This window comes from Paenibacillus sp. G34, assembly GCF_056856875.1.
In genome coordinates this window covers 5839180-5857625 of sequence record NZ_CM166469.1, presented here as the reverse complement: position 1 = coordinate 5857625, position 18446 = coordinate 5839180, and the positions used below count along the sequence as shown (strand labels likewise).

11 protein-coding genes are annotated in these 18446 nt (G+C 49.7%); 7 read left to right on the top strand and 4 right to left on the bottom strand.

The genetic code is table 11. From position 1 onward, the window contains the following. Positions 1–483 precede the first annotated feature (483 nt). The 4 genes from AC1VYS_RS26480 to AC1VYS_RS26465 all read right to left on the bottom strand — a co-directional run bounded on the left by AC1VYS_RS26480 (position 484) and on the right by AC1VYS_RS26465 (position 3299). Entirely contained in the window at positions 484–1347 is an 864-nt protein-coding gene (locus tag AC1VYS_RS26480) for an IS3 family transposase (RefSeq protein ID WP_482912102.1), read from the bottom strand. Between the two features lie 11 nt (positions 1348–1358). Further along, positions 1359–1676: a transposase gene (locus AC1VYS_RS26475; RefSeq protein ID WP_482912101.1), complete on the bottom strand. Its 318-nt coding sequence runs from the start codon at positions 1674–1676 to the stop codon at positions 1359–1361. A gap of 541 nt (positions 1677–2217) precedes the next feature. Then, positions 2218–3153, bottom strand: a complete 936-nt coding sequence (locus AC1VYS_RS26470; protein WP_482912100.1) for a hypothetical protein — start codon at positions 3151–3153, stop codon at positions 2218–2220. Continuing rightward, on the bottom strand, positions 3150–3299 hold the full coding sequence (locus AC1VYS_RS26465; RefSeq protein ID WP_482934435.1) for a hypothetical protein: 150 nt from the start codon (positions 3297–3299) through the stop codon (positions 3150–3152). Before AC1VYS_RS26465 ends, AC1VYS_RS26470 begins: the two co-directional genes overlap by 4 nt. A gap of 262 nt (positions 3300–3561) precedes the next feature. On the opposite strand from AC1VYS_RS26465, the gene AC1VYS_RS26460 reads away from it, so the two are divergent. The 7 genes from AC1VYS_RS26460 to AC1VYS_RS26430 all read left to right on the top strand — a co-directional run bounded on the left by AC1VYS_RS26460 (position 3562) and on the right by AC1VYS_RS26430 (position 18262). After that, positions 3562–5355 carry a vWA domain-containing protein gene (locus tag AC1VYS_RS26460; protein ID WP_482912098.1) on the top strand — a complete coding sequence of 598 codons (1794 nt, stop codon included), beginning with the start codon at positions 3562–3564 and terminating at the stop codon, positions 5353–5355. Between the two features lie 277 nt (positions 5356–5632). Next, positions 5633–9022: a tubulin-like doman-containing protein gene (locus tag AC1VYS_RS26455; protein WP_482912097.1), complete on the top strand. Its 3390-nt coding sequence runs from the start codon at positions 5633–5635 to the stop codon at positions 9020–9022. 13 nt (positions 9023–9035) lie between these two features. Beyond that, on the top strand, positions 9036–11606 hold the full coding sequence (locus tag AC1VYS_RS26450) for a transcription initiation factor TFIID (protein ID WP_482912096.1): 2571 nt from the start codon (positions 9036–9038) through the stop codon (positions 11604–11606). 67 nt (positions 11607–11673) lie between these two features. Beyond that, the gene (locus AC1VYS_RS26445; protein ID WP_482912095.1) at positions 11674–12957 is read left to right on the top strand and encodes a vWA domain-containing protein; all 1284 of its coding nucleotides are present in this window, start codon (positions 11674–11676) and stop codon (positions 12955–12957) included. 21 nt (positions 12958–12978) lie between these two features. Further along, positions 12979–13671 (top strand): beta-mannanase, encoded by a 693-nt coding sequence (locus AC1VYS_RS26440; protein WP_482912094.1) that lies wholly within the window; start codon positions 12979–12981, stop codon positions 13669–13671. 53 nt (positions 13672–13724) lie between these two features. Next, entirely contained in the window at positions 13725–14984 is a 1260-nt protein-coding gene (locus tag AC1VYS_RS26435; protein ID WP_482912093.1) for a TRAFAC clade GTPase domain-containing protein, read from the top strand. Next, a complete protein-coding gene (locus AC1VYS_RS26430) occupies positions 14984–18262 on the top strand; it encodes a GAP1-N2 domain-containing protein (RefSeq protein ID WP_482912092.1) in 3279 nt (1092 codons plus the stop codon). The genes AC1VYS_RS26435 and AC1VYS_RS26430 overlap by 1 nt, the downstream gene beginning before the upstream one ends. The last annotated feature ends 184 nt before the right edge of the window (positions 18263–18446 follow it).

Sequence of the window (18446 nt, the reverse complement as noted above, 5' to 3'; positions counted from 1 at the left end):
CGTTCGGGTACGCAATTGTACCGAACGCTCGAACCAAGGGTCGCGACGGAACCACGTCGCGGCCCTTTTTTACAACCAACGTTACAGCCCTTATTTTTACATGTATTTATCTACACGATGAACCTCACTCCATCTCTCACTCGTTGCACAGTCACCACGCTATGATGGCTACACTACTGCTAGCTTTGATGTGATATCACTTTGAGTTAGCCCATTTTTTACCTTAATGTTGTGCCATGAGTGCCGCCGATTGCCTTGCGATACTTCGCCTTCTATCACACTACATATTAGTTAACTTTTAACCTCACCAAACGACCACTTCGCTTTATCTCATTTCCGAACGCTAACGATCACGAGAAACCTTATTTAGGCCTTAATGGGGGTTGGAAAATTCTAACGATCAGGAGAAACGCTATTTGGTGATAAAGCCACAAAAATAGAGTGAATTGTGGTGATTTGGACCTATGTCAAGAAAGTAGACACTTACGCGACGGATTTGTCCGTAAATTTCTTCGCAAAACGAGCAGGGGAAAGATAACCTAGCGCACCATGCATTCGCTTGCGGTTGTAATAGAACTCAATGTACTGGTAAATGGCGTTATAAGCCTCTTCTGGATTCTTAAAACGAGGGTTACAGTAAATGAGTTCCTTCTTCAAAATACTGTGCCAAGACTCGATACATGCGTTATCGTAACAGTTTCCTCGGCGGCTCATACTGAGTTCCATACCATACGATTTCAGTTGCTCCACGTATTCTTTTGACGTGTACTGCGAGCCACGATCCGAGTGATGGAGCAGTCCTGGAGCGGGGCGTTTAGCCTGGTAAGCATCATTCAATGCATCGAGCGCCAGGCTTGTTTCCATATGGTTGTACAGACGCCAGCCTACAATTTCACGCGTACACAAATCCAGAACACTGGCGAGATATAACCGGCCTCCTCGGCAGGGAATGTAGGTGATATCGGTGACCCATGCGGTGTTCGGTTTGGACGTTTGAAATTGCTGGTTCAGCGTATTAGGTGCAATGGGATGATGATGGTTAGAATTCGTTGTTTGGACACGATACCGTGGACTGTGCACGGAACGAAGATTCATTTGACGCATGTATATACTGACGGTACGGGAAGAGATGTTGTATCCTTCCAGATGGAGCGCATACGTAATTTTCGGACTTCCACACCGCTTCTGGTGGTCGTAGAAATGAAACCGAATACGCTTCATGATCTCAGCTCTCCGGTGCTGCTGCTTACTTGTTCGATCCATCCGCCATTTGTAATATCCGCTCCGTGACACATGTAACAGGGTGCACATCTTCTCCAAAGAAAACAGGGAGCGATGGTTTTCCACAAACTGAAATCTTAGTTCTTTGGTTTGCTGAAGATGTGCACTGCTTTTTTTACGATAGCCAGTTCCTCTTGCGTGTCCGCAAGGGTATGTTCTTTCTCTTGAAGTAACCGGCGCATTTCTTGGAGCTCGGCCTCCAGTTCTTTCACTCGATCTACGCTAGCTACGGGCTCATGTTTAAGTTCACGATACTTGCCCATCCACTGGTGTAATGTACTTTTGGGAATGTTGAGTTCTTCTGCCAAGTCTCCAAGTGTCTTGGTCTGTTCTTGAATAAATTTTACCGTTTGCTTCTTGAATTCTTCATTGTATCGTTGCCGTTGTTCTCCCATATAGACACACCTCCGTTAGCCTTATTATCCTTCTGTCCGTTAACGGGTGTCCACTTTTTATTCTAGTTCCAATTTCAGCGAAATAAGGCTCCTGGAGATCGTTAGAATTTCTAGTGTGCCAATTTAGCCGAAATAAGCTCCCCTGTGATCGTTAGAATCCGAGCAATATGAATCAGAACGACAAAACACCTCATCCTAGACCTAAGGACGGGGTGTTTTCGGTTTAAAACTTATATGATGAAAAGATGGCACGATATCTTGCTGCTAGATCACAACAATGCAGGGAAGCTTGGTGTACCGTTCGTCTATAGTTAGGGAGCTAATTTGCATTATTTTACTTACGGATAGTACAGCAGGTTATCATACGCAATGTATTCACTTTTCTGAATCTGAACTAGACCAGTCTCGGTGCCCGTACCTCTGCACATTCACATATACAAGCAACGCAACTTGGTTCCAGCGCCCGTGCGTTGGTGTCCATGCAAACCCGTAGGTTATTCTCTCACCGCTTACGGTATAGACCCACTTGTTGCATGGACTGTCACCCATGAACATCAGCAGCGTACTGATCGCGGTACTTTTCGTTGTATACCCGGCCGACGGACTCCGCGAGGCCACCGCGTGCTTTGGTTGGATAACGCTCGATCGTGTGATAAAGCCGCATAAACCGGTCTTTGGGCATGAAACGTGCATAGCGGGTGATCAGACTGGGAAACAGTTCAATATATTTGCTTTTGCGCACAGCAGCTGCGGCAACGGCGGTCAGAATTTGAATACCGTTATGCAGCTGTAAAATGTGAACCTCATACGTCGCGATATAACGAATCGCGTCTTCACGAACCAACTCCGGCTTCAGCCGGGCAACTTCTCCAATATACTCGGCGAGCAGTCGCTCGAAGTTATGGAGCAGGAGCGGTTTAAGCTGCAAGTCCATATCGCTACGCAACACGAAGGACTGTAGTAACGCGATCTGTTGTAGCCGGATTCGATCGTTATAGATCAGGGAGCCAATCTCGCGCAGCATTTCATACGCGAGCGCCTCATCTTCTTTTCGCGCTTCGGCAACGAGAGCCCAGTTTCGGTTGATGCTCTGGCGGATCACTTCTTCATCCAGTTGCAATAAGCGTCTCATTTCGCGTCTTTGTTCAACCTGGAATGAGCGCTGCTGCATGAAGATCAGACCACCGAGCAGCAATAGCGACACTGTAGCCGCGATCATGGACTGATCGAGCGTCTCACCGAAATAAGTAGCTGCTGCGCCCATCAATAGAACGAAGAACACATCATGTACCATCCGGCGTTTCACTCGTGAATCGGCTTTCTCTTGCACAGAGACGAGTGTGCCGCGCCCGCAGGAGGTGCAGGTATCTTCCCAAAGGCATGTATATTGTCCGCAGCGCTTGCAAATATGCAACTTTTCAAAGGCATATGTCGTTCGGTTAAATGGTCGTAGCGATACAACTTTTTTCGTATTCATGCTCCATCACGTCCGCCATTCAGAATATGGTACAGCGTGCGGTCTGTGTCTTCGCGGGAGACGGGTTTGCGGCGATGAACCTGGAACGTGATCACCCTGATGATGACAAAAAGAAACAATATGGCGAGGCATACGTATGTAACCATAATTCCGTCCCTTTCCATGCTCGAGAATCAAGCACTGTTATATTGCAGTTTGCTGGCAATAACTATATCATATTTCCATAGTTGGAATAATTGTTCCGACTAAAGCCCTAAAATCGTCGATTTTTGTCAGACATTACAAAACTGTAACTCAGAATAGGGGTGCTTTTCAGATTTTATTAGCAGACTGTTAAGATTTCCTTAAGGCTTGACGCCTATAATAAACTATTCGCATTTTAATCTCAAACGTGAAGGAGTACAGCCCATGCTGCGGATACGCAAAAAACGCTGGATCAGCGGAACCTTGGTTCTGCTGGCATTACTAACCCTGCTGCTGCCTTCGGCATTGCTCCCCCAAGCGGAAGCTGCCCGGACACAGACGAGTGGAATCGACGCGGTGCTTGTAGCCGATGTCAGCAACTCGATGAATACAAGTGATCGTGACAAGATCAGTAACGAAGCGATGAAAATGTTTATAGATATGCTGCCAACCGTCGGCGATAAAGTAGGTATTGTCGCCTACACCGATCAGGTGGAGCGAGAGAAAGCTATGCTTGAGATTCAGTCTGATGCAGATAAAAGCAATCTAAAAGACTTTATCGACCAGCTAGGCAGAGGCCCGTACACCGATATTTCCGTTGGTGTTGCGGAAGCTGTGAATATTTTGAACCACGGGGCTGACGCATCACACTCGCCCATGATCGTACTGCTCGCGGATGGCAATAACGATTTTAACAAAAGCAAAGGACGCACCCAGGCCGAGTCGGATGCGGATCTGGCGAAAGCCGTTAAGGATGCGCAAGCGAAAGGCATTCCAGTCTACACCATCGGACTTAACGCAGATGGCAAGCTGAACAAAAATGCACTTGCAGACCTCGCCAAACAAACGGGAGGCAAGTCGTTTATTACCGATACACCGGATGATCTGCCACAGATTCTAAGTGAAATTTTCGCCGATCATGCCAAGCTGAATGTGGTGAAGCTGCCTTCTATAACCGGAAACGGCAGTTATCAGGAAGTTACCGTGAGTGTGCCGAATGACAGCGTGCTGGAAGCCAATATTTCCATCATGTCCTCGAAGCCGGTACAAATACAGTTAACGGATCCTTCAGGCAAAAACGTGAATCTGAATTCGAAAGAGGCCAAGCTGTCCACATCCAAAAGTTATTCACTCGTAAAACTGCTGAAACCTCAGGAGGGCGACTGGAAACTTCGGGTAAAAGGGGCTCCCAAAGACAGCATTGATATCAACCTGCTGTTTAACTATGATCTTCAACTCGTTGCGGACCCAATTAAGACCAAGTCCTATACGAAGGGTGACAAGATCGACCTGTCAGCGAGGCTGGAAAATGGCGGTCAGCCGCTACAAGATAAGGATCTATACGCGGACATGAAGGCCACCCTGGTTGTGAATGACAAGGATACAGGCAAGAGCGAAGAGCAACCGCTGAAGAACACGGGCACCGGTTTTTCCGGAACCTTTGAAGTACCGGACAATCACAACTATGAGCTGGTCATACGTGCAGAGGAAGACAGCTTTTACCGTGAGAGTGCACCGATCGTCATCAACGCAGGGGGCACAGGCGGAAGTCAGGCACAACCGACAACGCCAGCTGCTGCGAATGACAAACCTTTCCCTTGGTTGCCTGTCATCCTGGGTGTGATTGCCCTGATCGTGGTGGCGGCGTGCGGCTGGTTCCTGATGGGCTGGCTGAAACGCAAAAATCGCGGCTTTGTCGGTCAGATCATCGTAGAGATTCGGGATGAGAACACCGGAGACAAGTCTTATCCGCAATACAAGAAGCTGGCATCCTTCCGGGGCAAGTTCCACCTGCATCAATTGCTGCAGCTTGACCCTGAACTGAAGGAAACCGAAAAATATATATTTACTCCTGGCAATGGAGACCGATTGATCATCCGCAATACCGCAGGAGGTACGCTGGAGAAATCCGGCCGTGCGGTGGATGCGAGCTCAGGCGTTGAACTGAAGAACGGTGATCGGCTGAGCATCCCGCTGCAACAGGCGGATAAAACGATTTTGATTGAGTATTTGGTGTAACATGATTGTTCGGTTTATTGGTTTAAATTGATAATTTGTTTTAAATGCATGATTTGATTTAAAGGGATACCAATATAAGTTGGGCTAATTGTTTACACGTTAACGGAGAGGACAGAGAAAACCTGAAGAAGCGAAGCGTTCGCCTTTATCACCGGATATCATCCTTGAAAACATTTCAAAGATATCCGGGGATAACAGCGATCGGAAGGTTCCTCTGTCATCGGAGTGGCGAGTGTAATGAGTTGTACCCAACTGGTTTATTAAGGGAGGATATTGAATGAAACCGATCGTGAGAGAACATATTCAACAACTGGATGTATCACTGGGCGGAGGTATCGTCAGTGAGAAAATCAGGGTCGATACGATTGATAACCCGATTCTGATTATCGGTCTGGGCGGAACGGGAATTGACGCGCTACTGCGTCTGAAATATCAGATCAATCGTCGTTTCAAGCTGCCGCAAGACCCGGTGTCCAAGAAAAAGATGGAGAAGCCGGACAACGTTGAATTTCTGGCGTTTGAGACAAACGAACAGGATCGCGCGAAGAAATACAGAGGCATCGGCCTTGATCCGATCAACGAATTTGTACTGCTTTCGAATGCCGAGATTGGTGGCCTTTTGCAGAACCGCAGCGTGCTGGAGCCGTATATTACAGACTGGCTGTCTCCTGAACTGAGCATCACGGACGGTATGAACGGAGCCGCAGGGGTGCGTCAGGCTGGACGTTTGCTGCTGTTTACGAAGATCAATCAAGTCGTACAGGCCATCGATAAAAAAATCAAAACATTATCCGTTGGCACGAACAAAAAACTGATGGTATTCCTGCTCACCGGTCTGTCCGGTGGTACAGGCAGCGGCTGCTTCCTCGATATTTCCTATATCGTGCGCGGCATTATTGAGCGGGATCACGGCTCTGCCGGGATTGACCGCGTCAACACGCTCGGTTACCTGTTCACGCCTGACGTGAACCTGTCTAACAAAAGCCTGAGCGAGCATACACGCGAATATATTCGCAAGAACGGATATGCAGCGCTCAAAGAGCTGGATTACTGGATGAACGTGGACAGCCGCGGCGAGCGGTTTACACAGAAGTACGGCAACATTTTGACCGTAAACTCTCCGCTCCCGCCATTTAACCTATGCCATCTGATCTCGGCAACGAATACGGAAGGCAAATTGCTGGAGAATGCCTACGACTACTGCATGAACGTTACGGCGGAGAACATCACCAACTTTATATCCAGTGAAGAGAAGCAGTCGGGTGAAGAGTTTGCGATCCATGACTATATCAGCAACATTCGCACCAACATTGCCCAGATGAACAAAGTATACCCGGCGAACTATGATTACAACATTATCGGTGCATCTTCGGCTGTACTGCCGATTGAAGAGATGACAACATATCTGGCCTACCGGATGTTTGACAAGATGAGCACCATGTTCTCGAAAGCACCGAATCAGGAGGATACCGAGAAGTTCGCGCGCAAGCTGGGCATTGATCTCGAAAGTGTGGTTAAATCCTTCGAATCCCGTGTACCCGAGCCCTTACCGGGTTACCAGAACAGCGAACGTCTATCCTATGGCAACGTGGTGAAATCCCAGGTCGTCAACATGGATACGGAGCTGGAGCAGAACTTCCTGGCACGTGCTCGCGAGGAATATATCAAGGCGAAGAAACAGCTGCCGGGTGAGATTGCAGGTCAGTTTACCGAGCAGATCCGGCGTATGTTTTTGCATCCTGAACAGGGGCCGTTCTACGTTTCTCGTTTGATTTATACCGAAAAAGGATTCTGTGTACTGAAAATGATTCAGTCGTACATCGAAACGCTGCGCGAAAATGCGTTCCGCATTCCGCGTGATATTGAAGCGGCTCAGGAGCAGTCCGAAGAGAAACTTGGCGATGCGAAGAGCGCTTTTGTCTCCAAAGAGAAGAAGAAGAATGCTTATATTGAAGCGAAAATCCATGAATACTGGTTGCACGCCGATGTGGAACGCAACGACCAGATGATTGAGTTCTATGAAGACCTGTATGAACTGCTGAACCAAGAGAACAGCCGCATTTATAACGTATTTTCCGAGACGCTGAATGCCCTCAGCTCCATCTTTGCCAAGAACGGCGATCTGCTGACACGCGGCGAAGAGCAGACCGATCACAAAGGCAACAAAACGTATTATTGGAACGTGGTAAGTGTACCGGATATCGTGAGCGTGGTGGACGGGCTGCTGGACAAACGCGATACGGATGATCTGATCCGCGACTTCTCGCGTGAGTTGCTGGAGAATTCGAGCCAGTGGGTGAAGGAAAACGAGATTGATATTGTCAGCTCGATCTCTGACTTCCTGAGCGAAAAGTTCGGTGATCTCATTACCCGCTCCATGGAAGATTTCCTGGTGATCAAATACGGAAAAGACGAGTCCGTTGAGAAGTTCGTAGAACGTTTCATCGCAGGCAAGCTGGATGACGAGGCCGTACCGGTGTTTAATCTGAGCAACAGCACAGGCAGTTTGCATTTCCCTTCTTGGGGATTTGTATCCGTGCCAGCACAGGCTCCAGGAATCCTGAAAGGGATTCGCAACTACCAGAACAACGCCGTGGGCAAATCCCACTTTACGGTGAAAGAGAGCGAAGTACGGAACCGGATCTTCTGGCTGAATACCCGCAACGGGGTGCCGCTGTTTGTTTACACACCGCTCAAAGTCTATGAAGAGAGCTATGAACGCACGATTTTGGACAAAGAGGGTATTGGACGCCATCTGGTGCAGACGGAGAAAAACAACTGGACGTACTTGCCATCTCCAATCCCTGAAAAGTCTTGGGGAGATGTGTACGAAAATGCCCGCGTGAAGCAGTATAATGCACGGGTTCGCAGTGAATTCGAGCAAGCGCTCGGTTATGACATTGTCACTGCCAAATCGGAGGATGAAAATACAAGTAACCGCTATGCGATTGTCACAACGGAATCGTTTGACTTATCTGCCAAGCTGGCTGCTTACGACATGCGTCTCGCTTCAAACGCACCGAATCTGGGTGAAGTGAAACGGGCTGTCCTTGAGCTGAAACGTTTGCAATCCGAAGGGTTGCCGCGGGTGAATGTGAAGGATATTTTCGGAAGTATTAATGAAGATATGGCCAAAGAAAACCTGGTACGCTCTCCGCAGCTCATCGCGCGGGTACGTGAGGAACTGGCGAAGATGAACGCAATCACAGCCAAAGTTGCCGAGCTGGAAGGCATCCTTGCACAGTACCAAGACGAAGAGCAGTGGTATGACCGCTTTATCGAAGCGCTCTATACCGATACGATTGTCAAAAAGGGTGCACTGTACGTCTACGACCGTGATCCGGAGGAAGACGCATGGGAGCCGTTTGCCAACCTGATGAAGAGCCGCAATTTTGCCGAGTACGAAGTGTTTGGCAACTTCCGCGGCCTGTCCGAGAAGGATCGCAGCACATTGCTGCGTAAAGCCTCCCGCCGCGATAATGATCTGACGGCTTCCGAGGATATTACACCACTGCTGAGCAAGCTGGATGATCTGGCAACTCTGTTTATGGAATCGCGTGATCGTCTGGAGTACGAGCGGGTAGAACTCGCGAACGGAGAAGACATCTACCAGTTCTACAGAACGATGTCGTCGAAGCTGAACGATATTCGCAGAAGGCTGAAATAAGGTGGCTGATGGTATGAATGTACCAATAAATATGCAGCAAAAAGAAAACGGGATGCAGCACGCACTAAAGCGTGAGCTTTACAAGTACGCTGCACGTTACGCCGCAGAGCAGGAACGTCAGGGGAGCCAAGGGGATGGACGCAGCAGCATCCATTACCCTGCCCTGTTCCTTTTTGTCGGTGATCTGGTAAAACCAGCAGTATCCGCTGTGCATGATATTAATCAGTTGAAGTGGGATAACGAAGACGGTGTGGTCTACGTGCACATTGGGACAGACGATGCATCGGATGAAGCCGATGCGGGAAATGCATCGAGTGCTTCAAATGCTTCGAACGCATTGAATCCAGTAGGCGTGGTGAATGCAACAAATTCGTCTCACCATCAAGAGAAAGCAAGATCAGGTTACGGGGCCGCATCATCACATGAAAACGCTCAGGTCACATACCACCGTTTACCACTCTCCACCTCGCAGTCACAGCGACCTTCTTCCAAAACGCTGCGCAAGGACGTGCACCACAGCTTTCACGAGTCAGCGGAGGCGCTTTTTGGATTAAATCGTATGATGAGGCGGGTCAGCAACCGCATTGCCGAGTATGGACGTCTGTATTCTTCCTTTGACCGAATTTACGTGACGGTCATCACCCGAGCGGATGATCCGCTGAATGTATTGTTGCCTGAGATCACAAAGCTGGCTGAGACGATTCTTGCGCAATCTTTCAAATCAGTACAGACCGATCTGCATGTGCTGGTTAGCGAGATGGAGCAGGTTGATTCCTTCGGATATTCCAGTGCCGCAGGGCTCGCATTTCTGCGGGAGCTGGATCACATGCAATCGCTGGACTATAAGTTCAGCGGCAACCTGCTGGTGACGGAGGACGGAATTTCCATTCCCGTCAACCATCCCGCAACGCCTTTGTTCGATCTGGTCTACGTGCTTTCAGACAAAAACGAACGTGGTACGGGTGTGCCTGGCGGATGGATTGAAAATGCCGAGATCATCTGCCGCATCTGTCTGCTGAAAAACCGGAAGCAGGAGGAAAGTCACGAAGACCGTGCTGCCATCGCCAGTACGGGTGCGAATACCTACAACAATACGTCGTTTAAAAATAATATCCGCACCACCTCGGATCAGCATGGATACGCCAGTGCGGGTTTTGCCGAGATCAGGCGGCCGAACAAACCGATTGCGCTAACCGTGCTGTACCATCTGTACCGTTATCTGCTCAGCCGGATGCAACAGGAGCCGGACTGGAGCATTAAGGATAAAATGGCCTTTTTCGGACTGGACGCTTCCTCCGTGGAACGGAAGGTGGAGGGTCTGTTGCCAAACGAAGATTTGGTTAGTGGCATGAGCGGCATCATGACGCATAATCGGAGCTTCGCTGAGCTCAAGCCGCTCTCCTTGCGGGAAGCAGAGCGAGCGCTCTACGGAGAAGGTGCAGAAGCCTATTTCCGCGAGAATGTGGTTCGTCCGCTGCAGGAGCGTGTACGTGAACGCAGTTCCAGCGGGTCGCTTCGCCGTCAGGCCGAGCAGTCCCACATGGAGCACCCGGAGGTGGGTTACTTTCAATGGGTGGCCTGGAGTGATGGTGAGCCCGGTAGCGTGCGTGAGGCGCTGCTCGCGCTGATTCGTGACAAATCGATGCAACTCGAATCCGCACGGGCCCTACTGGAACAGCGTCAGCAGGAACGGGTAGAGGATCAACCGATCAAACGGGCTCTCTTCCGCGACAAGCAGAACGTGCGCAATCTGATCGATTGTCTGCTGGAGCGTGTATACGAGCCCAAAGTAGATTTGCTGCGGCTTGAAAATGAACTGCATCTGCTTCGGATCTACGATACGGAAATGGAAGAGCTGAACCGCTACAGCCGCCAGGTTACGGCCTCACTCGAAGCATTGGAACGCACATTGCGAGGAGCAGCGGAAGATAGTATCGCTGCTGCCGATGAATATATCGGTCAGAACGTGATGGAGTATTATGGCAGAGTGACAGAAGAACTGATCACCGACCTGGAGGCGAGACGGGGGCGGGATGTATGGTTCGAAGATCGACATATGGGAGACATGAACCAGCTCGCTACCGAAGGCAGTGAACGTTTGCTTGCACGTTTAATGGAAGTTTGCCGTGCTTTGCTGCTCTCCGCGGAACCACTGCGATTGCCGTTCGAAGAGGAACTGTTGCAGCGAGCTAATGTGACGATTACGTACAGGGATCGGGATGTGTTGACCCGCGATGATCTATTCCGCAGGCTGTATCGCACATTGGAAGATCAGGCGGTTGTTCGGATACGGGTGTTCGACTATACGCAAGAGCATCGGTATGAAGAGAAGTACTTTTTTGGCGACCATCACAGTGCTTTTATGGACTACGCGGCACATGCCGAGGAAACCTCACGCATCTACAAGCTGGGTGTGGTGTATGAGGAACGTAGCAGCGGGGTGGAGAAGCTTAATCTGATGGGTGGTTTCCATCTGGAGGATCTTATGGTGTACCGTAACGGCAAGGTGTACTACGACTCGTACACGGAGAACGGTTATGAGTTTCATCCTGCGGATCTGATAGAGAAACTGTCTCCCCTTTGATGAGCGGGGTTACAGGGTATTAAGTCAGCCCGCTTCTGGCGGGTTTTGAGAAAGGATGCATGTAGACATGCAGCGAAAAATTAATCTTCTCCTGGTACTGTTCAGTCTGATTGGCGGAGCAGTGGGTTTTGCGGCAGGAGAAATCATGCTGCATCAGTGGCTTGGGGAAATGCCGCGCCTACTGCTGATGGGGTTATATTTCGGTGTACTTGCGCTTAGTGTAGGACTGTTCTGCCTGCTGGCGGAGATGATCTCACCGCGTCTGAATGGCGCTTCGTGGAAGCTTCGATATCTCAGTTTATCCTGGAAGCTGTTGGTGCCGGCAACGTTAGCACTGCTGCTGGTTGTAGGACTGGGATTGCAATTGCTCTATCAGATCAATCCGGGCGGGGCGAAACAGGTCAAAGACATCATATTAATGATAGACAACTCGGGCAGCATGAATGATACAGATCCGAATAACGGACGGTTTGAAGCTGCCAAGACCTTGATTAATCAGATGGAAAGTGACAAACAGGTCGCAGTGATTACGTTTCATGATCAGCCGCAGTTGTTGCAGCCGTTCATTGCCGTAGACAGCGAGGCAGCGAAAAATGAAGTAAATAGCAAAATCGACAGCATCGTTACGACGTCGGGCGGCACTAATTTTGATACGGTACTGCGAGAAGGCATGGAGCTGATTAAAGGCAAACAGGATCCAAAACGGGGAACAGTCGTTATCCTGTTATCTGACGGATTCAGTGACGCCGATATCTCAGCTATTTTGCCGCAGTATGTACAAGAACAGGTGGCTATCCATACCGTTGGTTTGAGCCTCGTAGACCCTTCGGGCACGGATTTGCTCAAAAGCATTGCTCAGCAAACCGGCGGAATGTACTATGATGTGCCAGACGCAGGCGGGCTGAATGTCGCTTTCCAGAAGATTTACGATACGATCGATGAACGTACTTTGGTTACGGAGCGTACCGGTGCGATGGAGCATAGCATGTATTTGGCTATTTTCCGCGTCACCGCCTTGCTATTGATTGGTGTGGCGCTTGGCGTATCCCTTGGACTTGTGTTTGATAACCGTCATCTGGCTCTCAGCTTTGGTGTAGGCGGTGCAGTATCGGGCTTGCTGGCCGGACTGTTACTGGAATGGGGATTGAACGGTTCGAATGTAGGTGATGCTTTCGTTCGATTGGGAGCGATGCTGATCCTATCGGGGGTGCTCACCCTCTTCTCCTGGATTGTTCCGATCAAAGAGAACACACCGCGTAAGAACAAAGGACGCCGGGATGCTGGCCGTGGAACTTCATCTGCGGAAGGATTCGGTCAGCGGCCAAGAGACACACGCAGCAAAGGATTTTAACATCGGGGAGGTCAATGGAATATGCGGTACATTAATGCAGATGCAGATCCTTCGGCTCCCCGGATTCGAAAGTTAACGCTCGCGGTTGACGAAGGTCGCTGTACACTTCGATGGCTCTGGCCGGAGCAGCTTGAGGCGGTATACGTAGAGCGGCTGGAACTCAATCGGATGAACGCTGATCCTACGGACAAAGGACATATCGGTGAGGTTGATTACAGTGACCGTGGTGTTGGAGAAACACAGGGCAAGCTGAAACTGTATACGCGTGAAGAATACAAGGCAAATAACGGGTATCCGGATCGAATCACCGGTTTTGGTGCGATCCAGTATACGGTGTATGCATGCCAGATGCAGGAAGACGGTCCTGTGCTGATTCGTCAGCAGGATGAAGATAATCAAGGTATTGCGAGTGCAGGCAAGGCGGATATCCGCTTTGCCATTCGTTACAAGAGCGGCTTTTTTCAGAAACGCAAGACGGTGTTTATCACCGTGACTGCCGAGGTGCCTGTGCCAAAAGAAGCGCTTTGTTATGTTCGCAAGCAGGGTGGCGTTCCACTGAATAAGGATGATGGTACCGTGTATCCATTTGTGAGTGATTTTGCAGCAGGTAAAAATGAAATGCCACCTGTGGAAGTCGCCAAAGACGACTATGTGAGGTTGTTCTTCACGGACGGTCCCCTATATGGAGCCGCTTATCGGCTGATATCAGATTAAACAGATTTGACGACTGAAGTTGAATTCTTATTTACACGGGGAGGGGAGTGGCTATGAGTTTCTTTAGCCGGTTTTTGAAGAGACAGCAGCCGGAGGAACGACCGCTGTTTTATGACATTGTATGTCCGTACTGTTTTAGCAAATTTTCACCGGAAGAGGTCGTGTTCCGTGCGGCCCACCATCGTGATGATGACGAGGACTATGCGCTCGGAGAAGATGCCAAGCTGAACAAATATCGGGAGCGCTTTGGGCTGGATACGGTGTTTGATATGGAAGCTGTACTGGCTCCGCATGATGTGCCTGAGGAACATCGGATCTATTCGGATAACATCGTCATGGGACTGAATGATCGGTACGGTGTCATGACACGCCGCCGTCTGTGCCCGCATTGTCATAACGAGTTGCCTGTAACGGCGGGTAAGGCACCGAGCAATATTATTTCGATTATTGGGGCGTCCCAGGTCGGAAAGTCCGTTTACATGACTTCGTTAATTCATACGTTGCAGCATTATACGGCGGATCATTTTGATGCCGCCTGTATGCCGCTCAACGCAGAGATCAGTCGCCGTTTCCGTGCGGATTACGAAGAGCCGCTGTTCGAGCGGGGGGATCTGTTGGATTCCACGCAGAAGGAAAAGCTGCAGGAACCATTTATTTTTCAATTTGTGTTCAAGGACGAGGACAAAGCGCCGCTAACTCTGGTGTTTTTTGACGTGGCGGGTGAAGGTATGGTGGAGCAGGATTATCTCGGCTTGCACGGGCAGCATATCAAAAACTCGGCAGGGATTCTGTTTATGGTCGATCCGCTCCAGATTCGTTCGATTCGGGACAAAATTCGTATTAATCTCGGCAACGAGCCGGGAGAATGGACGCCGAAATACGATGAGCCGCGTGACGTGGTGCTGACCCTTTTCGGTGACTTTATCGCCTATCAGGACAAAGCCAAGACCAATATTCCAACCGCTGTTGTGCTCACCAAAAGTGACATGCTGCATTCCCTCAAGGACGAGGAGGGCGATTACATCAAATCCAACAGCAATGTGTTCCGCAACATGGTGCACCGCGACTCTTTCGACCTGACCGAATTCGAGAATATCGATGGGGAGATTCGCCGCTTTATTGAGAAAGTGGATCGTCCATTCAAAGGCACGATGGATGTGTACTTCAAGGACACTGCTTATTTCGCCGTATCTGCGCTGGGCAGCAATCCGGTGGATATGAAAATTCAAGGCGTGGTAAGCCCCATCCGTGTGGACGAGCCTTTCCTGTGGTTGTTGTACAAACTCAAGTACATTAAGGGGAGAGTGGGATGATGCGTTCTTCCAACACTCCGCCCATTGAACAGCAGATGTACACAAGAGAGCGGCGCGGGGTATTCCGAACGACGGAGGGATTCGACACGGTGGCTGCATCACCGGGACTCGACCCTTCTTTTATCAAAAAAGTACTTCATCCATACTGTGTCTATGACGCTCCTGCGGAGCTGACAGGCCGGAGCGAGAAGGACGAGAGTAAGTTCCCTGCATCCATGCACTTGCTGCATCTGGAGAGCGGCGAGACTATTCTCGGGCAAAATGTGTACCAGGCTGCGGACTTTACCGGCCTGCGCAGCGCTTTTTTTGCTCACAATTACGTCCTGTCTCCCGCAAGCTCGGAAGAGTACATGAAACGTGGCGACTGGCTGGATGCGGCGTTCGCGACTTCGTATGATATCGAGCAGGGCACGGAGTTGCCTACGCTGACAGCGTTACCTGTAGCGATGGGAAAGGGTGCAGGACCTGGAACTGGATCGCATGGCGGCAGCTTTGCACCAGACGCTTCACCGAGCCAGGTTTTAAGCGCTCTGAAGATGGACGAGACACTCTTCAAGCGGTTGCTCTATGCCGTGATGCAATCTGTAGCTGCCCGTCGCAAAGTATACATAGCGCTTGATGTGCCAGCGGAGGAAGTGACGGCTGGGGCCAAGGCGCTGCTGCGTCTGCTGTACAAGGCATTGCCATATGCATTCCGGCGGCAGCTTGGTTTTATGACGTTTGCCAAGGAACCGCAAGCCAAGAAAGGTATTCATGTGCAATTTGTAGAGCGTGGCACACTGCGCCCCAAGGATCGGAATACGGAGAAGGATTTTACCTTTGATCTCGTTTCTGGACGTATCACCCACGCGGACGCTTCGGTAGCGAAGCTGCCTTATACAGAATTTGCTTGGTTTTTGATGCACGATCCGTCAAGGTCTGCCGAGTTCTATGGATTTGCCGATGAGATGCTCGCAGGTATGGAGCCTGGACGGGACCTTTCCATTGAAGCCTATGGGGAGCTATCTGTATTCTATAGCCTTGAACAAGGCGTAGAAGATTTATATTTAAATAATAAAAGCGACGTCCTGAGCGGTTTGCTGACGTATCTAAAACCGGAAGACGGATTGCAGAGGCGTTCACGTTTGAACGAATTGTTCCTGACCTTGCTCAGCCGAGAGCTGGACAGTGTGCGGCGGGAAAATGTACCTGAGGAGGCGGTGGCCTCCCGCATCGGCGAATATTTCCGGGTTGCTGCACCTGTAGTAAAAACCCGGATTGTGGATTATTTTATCTATGCTGTGAACAATGCTCGTGCACAGAAACGGATGCGGGCCGTACAGGAGCTATATGCCATTCTGGATCGGGATGGTCAGCTGAATCAAGCCTTCTTTGATAAGGTGCTGGGTAATGCTTCGTTAACCAAATTGCTGTTTGAACCATATCTGGATAGTCAGCTGAAACGTACCGAAACGGCCGCGGGTGTGATTGAGCTTATCCAGCGATGGGTTACGACTCATCCGTCTGCGATCCAATCCGCTTTTTTGGTGGAACGGTCTTGTACCGAGCTACGGGAAAGACTGTGTTCTGCGCCCAATCCGGTGCAATCGGCGAATGAAGCTCTTCAGAAGGTTAGTGTTCTAGATCGGATCACGGGCAACGGTACGCTGGAACCGGAGATTACAGGGTATATCGGTCAATCGGAGTTTACTGCCCATTCAGGACAGCAGGATGCGAATATGCATTCTACTGGCAAACCAACTGCTCCGGTCCTTGGTGGACAACAGGAAGCATATCAGGAGGCTCTGACCAAGCTGGCTGACAAGCTTGCTTATGTCATCAACCTGTTTATGATCCAGGATCTGGATCTGGAACGAGTGAATCGGGAACAGCTACTGCAGATCGATATTTTGCAGCATGAGCAAGAGGTTCGGGACTGGGCGGCACGTCAGGGCTCTGATGTTGCTGCAAGAACCAATATGATGCTTGCGGCCAAAGCGTGGCTTAGCGGTGCTGGAAATGCGGAAGAAGGGATGGAATCCCTCTCCCTTGCAGAGCGGGATGAGCTTCAACGCTGGACCCGGCGTTGGCTCGCTTCAGAGCTGCGGAATCAGCCCGGAGCGGCAGCGTATGAGGCTCTATCGCTGGCATTCTACCGTGGAGGAAGTGGCAGTAACCGTCTCGATTATTCAGGTCTGATCGAGTTTGTGCGCAGCCATACAGGAAGCCCCGAAGCAATCTATTCCTTTTTCGAATGGTCTGGCACGCAGCGGATGTTCGTTCGTGGTCCCAATGCGCATAAAGGTTACGCTGATGCTATCATCTTGTATTTTAAAACTCATGATCGAGAAGCATTTCGATCCAAATCTGTTTTTAAGCCGTATTATGCAAAAGCAGGAAAAGCCCTGAAACCGGTCTATGACCGTGCCAAAGCAGAACTTGCCTCTCCACTCATGCGCATGTTAACTGGACGTAAGAAAAAACGTTGGCTAGGGTTGTTACTACTGTTTCTGATTCTAGGTATTGCAGGTGGCACGTATGCTCTGATGAACAATTCATCTGAACCTCAGGCACAGCCACCAATAGATCGCGAACCGGTTGCTTCAGTTGATCCTGAAGCAGAGCCAGCAGACTATATTGCGTATATTGTTGCAGAGAACAAGCAGGAAGGGTCTAAATCACCAGCCCAGTTAGTCCTCCGCTTTCGCAGCGAAACAGGCGGAATTCCTTTTGAAAAAGGCAACCTCCAGCTGCGTATGGATGACGGAAGCACAGAGGAGCTGGATGTTACGGACCAGTGGAAAAGCATGGATCGTGTTGGAGGCACCGGGACAGATGCAGATACAAATATAGATACAGATACAAATACAGATACAGATGCAGGCAAAGGTAAAGGTGAAAATGCAGGTCAGGAATCGGCGGATTCAACAACTGGCGTAACAGACGAGACAACAACGAAACAAGGTGATTCCGCGAAAGAACAGCCAGATGCATCAACGAGTGATGCGGATAAGGACGCTGCATCCGAAGTTGACAACGCGTCAACTGGCACAACCAATGAATCACCGGCGCAAAGCCAAGATAAATCAGGTGAAAGTTCAACCGATCAAGCTTCGCCAGAGGGCCAGAATAACACGGACACTCCAAAACAATTGACTGAGGCAGAAGCAGATCGCTTGTACCCTTATGGCATGCAGATCTCGATCCCCGACAATATCAATCCCGAGCATATTGTGAGCATCCAGCAGGGCGCCAAGGGCTCGGAGATTACGATTAATCTGATGCAGAAGCCAAGTTGAATATTTGTATAAAGCACAATGTGAATCGGAATAGCGAAGGAACTATAAAGTGAGATTTGAGGGATGATTCTGAAACGGAGGTTTCAGGATCATCTTTTTTTACGTAATAATTATCGTTTCTAGATGAAGTGTACTTATGAGTTCTTTGTTCACGAATTAGACACAAATAGATTGATTCAAATTA